Genomic DNA, 5,363 nt, shown 5'->3' on the forward strand with positions numbered 1-5,363 from the left:
CACTCATTCTGTGGTAATATTCCGCCGAGGGAGTACGAGGACGCCTTCTATAAGGCGCAGGGATCTACTACGTCATTCGCAAGTTCGCAGGAATCGTAGCCTCCAAGATCCCCGGGGCGGTCCACTCCTTGATCACCACTTGAGCGAACTGAGTCACAGACATGAAGACATGGTGCCGCACACCTGAACGATCTTGAAATTCGCTATTGGTGGGTGACAGCAGTGCTGACAGCAACGTCCCCGCACGCGGGCTCACCGCGGCCACCGGCCACACGTTCCTCACCACGGTCTCGATCAGCCGAACAGGGCGATCGGTCCGCCTGGAAAGCAGGAGGTCATAGCATTCTGGCAGGGCAGGCTTCGTCGTCAGCCTGAATTTGGACGCTTCACGAGGTCACCAGCAAGGTCGAGCTGGTGGGGTAGATGCAGGGTTCGGCCGCCGCTTCCGGGGAGCGGAATGTGTAACGGCTCGGTCCAGTCGGTTGGAATTGCTGTCGGTCCGTACACGGCTCCGGCCAGGCCGCCGGTGACCGCGGCGACGGTGTCGGTGTCGCCGCCCAGGTCGATCGCGGCGCGGATTGCCTCCTCATAGCTGCGGGTGGTGCGCAGGGCCCAGACGGCTGAGCCGAGGCAGGGCCAGACGGCGCCGTTGAACTCGGTGGCCTGGTCGGGATGCCAGCCGGGGGCGAGGACGGCGGCGTAGCGCTCACGATGGTGGGGATGGACAGCGGCGAGGGTCTGGGAGAGGTGGTCTAAGGGGTCCGCGCCGTCCAGGGCGACGCGTATCAGGTCGTGAAAGATCGCGGTGCCTTCCCACGCCGCCGGGTCGCCGTGGGTGAGGGCGGCGATGGTCCGAGCGGCGTCCATGGTCGCCTGCCGCCCGTCGCGGGCGAAGTACACCGCTGACGGGGTGGCCCGCATGAGCGCGCCGTTGCCTGCGGCGCGGTGGCTGCTCCGGTAGTAGGCGGCGGCGGCCTGATCCCAGGGCAGGCCGCGGGTCAGTACGTCCTCGGTCTGCAGTCCGATGTCTTTGGGCTCGTCGGCCGCCCATCGCTGGAAGCGGGCGAAGATGTCCGGAGGTCCAGACCGCCGCGCTCCAGCAGCGACTCGGCTACATGAACGGCCATCTGCGTATCGTCGGTGGCCTCGCCGGCGTCCCAGCCGCCGCCTCCGCTCATCTCGCCGCCGGCGCCTGGTGCGGGAAAGCGGGAGGAGAGCGCGCCTGCCGGGCCGAACTCGAAAGGAGCGCCCAGCGCATCGCCCACGGCCGAGCCGACGACCGCGCCAACGGCACGCTGCACAAGATTCACGTCCACAGGCTACTTAGCTTTGCGGTGTCGGCCTGCTGGGCTCTTCGCGCTGGGGTGATCGTGCAAGAGCTGATTCAGGGAGGTCGCCGGACGCCGAGATGCTTCTTGCACAGCTTTTAGGGCACAGTGGTCGCCACGCCTGAAAAGCGGCCAGTCATTCTCGACGTGAGCGCTGGTTACTCCGTTCTGGTCTATGCGCATTCGAGGTGGATCAGGCAGTTATCGGGCTCGGGGAGGGGCGGCCATGGGACGCACCAGTCCGCTGGCGGGAGTCGACGGCGAGCGGATTTGATGGCTTCCTCTCCGCACATCCGAGACCACGGGGAGAACAAGCGCGCGCTCGTCGGCTTGCCTATGAAGGCTGCGCTGCCAAGCGGACACAGGCCGGGCATGCCCGAGTCGCCCTGGGCGAGAACGGCATCGACCAGTCGCAGATCGGCAGTGGATGGACTGGTTTCCCGCAGAGGCTCGTCCTGCTGCCAGCTTGTACGGCATGCTGCACGGCGTTCCGTTTGAGGCTGGATAGTCCCAGTCGGTAGCCGTCTTCGAGGTTCACTGGCCCGGCGTCCACTGTGTACACCAGCAGATCATCCCAGTGGATGGGCCAGCGTCGTGATCCGCCGAGCAGTTCGCTTGGCTCGCCGTCGAGTTCCACGAGTGCCAGCGTGCCATTACGTAGGATGCTCACCACCTTGCCGCGTTGTCCAATGAGCCAAGAGGCGAAAGCCCGTGTCCTGGCCGGGCTATGGAGCATGTCCACGATCTTGACGCGACTGCCGGTGGTGCTGCCAGCCGTTGTCATGGGAGGTTTCCTGCTGGTGAAGCGCTGGCGGCGAATGCCATGTCGCTGATCGTCGGGGAGAGCGGGTGGTTGGCGCGGAGATCGGCGTATCGGAAGACGACGCGACGGGCGGCTCGTCCAGGTTCGATGGCCGGATGCCAGGCGTAGACAGCGCGTTTGCGCTCGGGGTCCCAGCCGGTACGCCACCAGAAGCGGTAGCCGTCGCACCACACCACCAGCCCCACCCAGACCGACACCAACGCGAGCCCGTAGCCGTCGTGTACGTCTGCGGCGATGCCCTGCTGTGCGAGAGCCTGTCGCAGCAACTCGGCATGGAGACGTTGCGTGGTTTCCTCCGCTGGATCGGTGCGCGTCGAAACTTGTGAAGGATTCATCACGTCAAGCAAAGCGACACCCGCTTGAGCGGGCACGATGACAATAGGAGACAGCCGAGGACACTCCGTATCCGCGAATATCCGGAGGTGAACGATGGGCACCCCAGGAACACCGCCCCCGTGGGCCGTACGGCTCCGGGCTGAGCGCAAGGCCGAGGTCGGCACCGTCGCGGACATGGCCAGACGGCTCAAGGCGGTGGCGGACGGCCCGCTGCCCACCGTGGGGGATCTGACACGGATGATCCGAGGGTGGGAGCGAGGCGATCACTACCCCAGCGAGCGCTACCGTCTCTTGTACGCTCGCGCGCTGAACGCGACAGAGGCCGACCTGTTCGACCTGGATGAGCGGCCCAGTGTTCCTGTTCCCGCGTTGCCTCTGGAGAGCGTCGCCCCTGACCTGGATCTCTATGAGCGCATTACCCGTACGCTCCAAGATCCTCGCCGTGTTGACCAGGGCACCGTGGACTGGCTTGCCACCTGCCTGGCCGAACATCGCAAGGTCGAGGACACCATCGGCTCGCGTCCCCTCCTGGGCGTCGTTCGGCAACAACTCGGCATCGTGGTCGAGCTGGCGCAGAACGCGCGAGGCGGCATCGCCGACACCGTGGTGGACCTGGCCGCGCAGTACGCCCAGTTCGTCGCTTGGATGTCACTCGACACCGACGACCAGGCCGCCGCACTCGCCTGGTACGACCGCGCCCACGACTGGGCGCTGGAGATCGGTGACGTCAACATGGCCACCACCACGCTCAGCATGAAGGCCCACCAGGCGTGGAGCGCCGGCAACGCCCGCAGGACTGTCCGACTGGCTGAAGCCGCGCGCTGGCACGACGGACGGGTGACTCCCGGGGTGCGCGGTATGGCCACCCAGATGGCCGCGCGAGGGCACGCTTTGGCAGGGGAGGCCCGTCCGGCTCGCACGCTGCTGGACGAGGCCGAAGCCCTCATCCGTCGAGCCGCCGAGCACGCCGACGACGAACCGGCGTGGATGTACTTCTACGACGAGACGTGGTTCCGGCTCCAGCGCGGCATGACGGAGCTGCATCTTTCGAACTGGCCCAAGGCCGCCGACTTGCTGACGGCCGGGCTGGCGAGCCTACCTGCCTCCTACAAGCGCGACCGCGCGTGGTATGGATCATGCCTGGCCAAGGCACACGCGGAGACGGGGGACGCGCGGGCATCCCTCGATGTAGGGCTCCCGATCGTGGGAGATGCGGTCAAGCTGAACCGCCATGCCCTCAAGGAACTCGTCAACGTTCAGGTACTCCTCCGGGAGCGCCGCTCGCCGCACACGGAGACTCTGGCGGAGGCACTCACGGCCGCGCGCCAAACGGCAGGCTGAGCAGCCAGATCGTCCTTTCCGCTGAGTGACCAACTGAGTGACAACGACGATGGATCGAGCCGTACGCCGGTGGACGCGAGCGGACTGTTAGCCCAGGTCGGGGCGGGAATCATCCATGATCCCGCCCCTCCGTGATGTGCCTGGGGGGTCAAGGGGTCGCAGGTTCAAATCCTGTCGTCCCGACTTGCGTAATCGCAGGTCACAGGCCGTGTCCGAGAAGATCGGGTACGGCCTCATTGACTTCGGGGACCAAGATCCCTTGCACGCGTCGCCAGTACGGCGCATACCTCTCCTTGACCAGCGGTCAAGATGGGCAAGGTGAATCCTTCGATACTTACGCGGGCGCCCATCCTGGCCGGGCGCGCCGACCTCCTGACGGACCCGGCCCGAGCGGTACCACCATGCGATGGCGGCCGTGCTCCTCTACCGCACGCTGCTCAAGACGTACGGCTACCATGACCTGTCGGGCACCCTCGGCCGGCTGCTGCTCACGGTGGGTGAGGTGGCCGCGCAGATGGGCAGCCTGATCGGACATACTGGTCTCAGTCGACAAGTGCGCCGGCGGTCAGATTGGCGATTGTCCCGGTCATGGCTCCAGCTCGATCTGAAGCCAGGAACGCAGCCGTCTCGGCGATTTCAGTGAGCGTAGGCAGCCTCTTGAGAAGCGTCCCCTGCGCCATCCCCTCTTCGAGGAATTCCTGGACCGACTGCCCGGTCGCTGCCGCGGTTTGCATGAAGAGGTCCTTGGTGTAGGAACCCGCTGCCGGCGCATCGACGACGGCGTGTGGACGGATGCCGATGACCCGGATGTTGCTGGGTGCGAGCTCCGCGGCCAGAACCCGCGAGAAGGCCTCCTTGCCGGCAGCGCTGACGCTGTGCCCCAAGATGCCGCCTACAGCCAGTTTGGAACCCGGCTCGGACAAAGTCAGGATGACGCCAGGACGCTCGCGACCCATGTGCCGTGCCACAGCCTTGCTTGTGATGAACAGCGTCCGCAGGAAGCCATCGATCGGCCGCATGAACTCCTCCAGCGAGAGGTCCGCCAGCAAAGTCCCCTGGTCGTGCATGACACTCACGGCGTTGATGGCGATGTCGATGCTGCCGGCCGTCGCGGCGATCGCATCGGCGTGCTTTTCGACCGCCTGTTGATCGAGAACGTCCACTTGCGCGGTCTCGACTGTTCCGCCCGTGGCGGCGACATCACGCGCCACAGCGTCGAGCTTCGCCTGCGTCCTACCGGCGATGAAGACCCTCGCGCCTTCCCGGGCGAATACCCGTGCGATTGCGCCGCCGATAGCGCCCCCGCCTCCATAGATCACAGCGTTCTTATCGCCAAGCAGCAATTCACTCATAGGTGTTCTCCAAGGTGATTGATTCTTCCGAATGGTTACGCAGGCTCGACGGTCACACTGGACCGCCCCGGGGATCTTGGAGGCTACGATTCCTGCGAACTTGCGAATGACGTAGTAGATCCCTGCGCCTTATAGAAGGCGTCCTCGTACTCCCTCGGCGGAATATTACCACAGAATGAGTGA

Annotated in this window: 3 protein-coding genes and 1 pseudogene; 1 reads left to right on the plus strand and 3 read right to left on the minus strand. The window is 65.5% G+C overall.

Annotated features, from left to right (window positions below; translation table 11 throughout):
- Positions 1–366: 366 nt before the first annotated feature.
- Both ACTWQA_RS58455 and ACTWQA_RS58460 read right to left on the minus strand, forming a co-directional pair.
- A pseudogene (locus tag ACTWQA_RS58455) lies at positions 367–1,316 on the minus strand (ADP-ribosylglycohydrolase family protein).
- A 792-nt stretch (positions 1,317–2,108) separates the two neighbouring features.
- Positions 2,109–2,417 (minus strand): hypothetical protein, encoded by a 309-nt coding sequence (locus ACTWQA_RS58460; RefSeq protein WP_443167404.1) that lies wholly within the window; start codon positions 2,415–2,417, stop codon positions 2,109–2,111.
- A gap of 163 nt (positions 2,418–2,580) precedes the next feature.
- Here ACTWQA_RS58460 and ACTWQA_RS58465 point away from each other — a divergent pair, with 163 nt between their 5' ends.
- Positions 2,581–3,828 carry an XRE family transcriptional regulator gene (locus ACTWQA_RS58465; RefSeq protein WP_443167405.1) on the plus strand — a complete coding sequence of 416 codons (1,248 nt, stop codon included), beginning with the start codon at positions 2,581–2,583 and terminating at the stop codon, positions 3,826–3,828.
- Positions 3,829–4,370: 542 nt separating this feature from the next.
- Here ACTWQA_RS58465 and ACTWQA_RS58470 read toward each other — a convergent pair.
- Positions 4,371–5,180 carry an SDR family NAD(P)-dependent oxidoreductase gene (locus ACTWQA_RS58470; RefSeq protein WP_443167406.1) on the minus strand — a complete coding sequence of 270 codons (810 nt, stop codon included), beginning with the start codon at positions 5,178–5,180 and terminating at the stop codon, positions 4,371–4,373.
- Positions 5,181–5,363 lie beyond the last annotated feature (183 nt).

Origin of the sequence: Nonomuraea sp. 10N515B (assembly GCF_052245915.1) — a bacterium.
In the GTDB taxonomy this organism is placed as follows: Bacteria; Actinomycetota; Actinomycetes; order Streptosporangiales; family Streptosporangiaceae; genus Nonomuraea.

Bases quoted from the DNA above. Each gene is read 5' to 3' on its own strand.
- ACTWQA_RS58465 (WP_443167405.1), top strand. From the start codon at position 2,581: ATGGGCACCCCAGGAACACCGCCCCCGTGGGCCGTACGGCTCCGGGCT.
- ACTWQA_RS58470 (WP_443167406.1), bottom strand. From the start codon at position 5,180: ATGAGTGAATTGCTGCTTGGCGATAAGAACGCTGTGATCTATGGAGGC.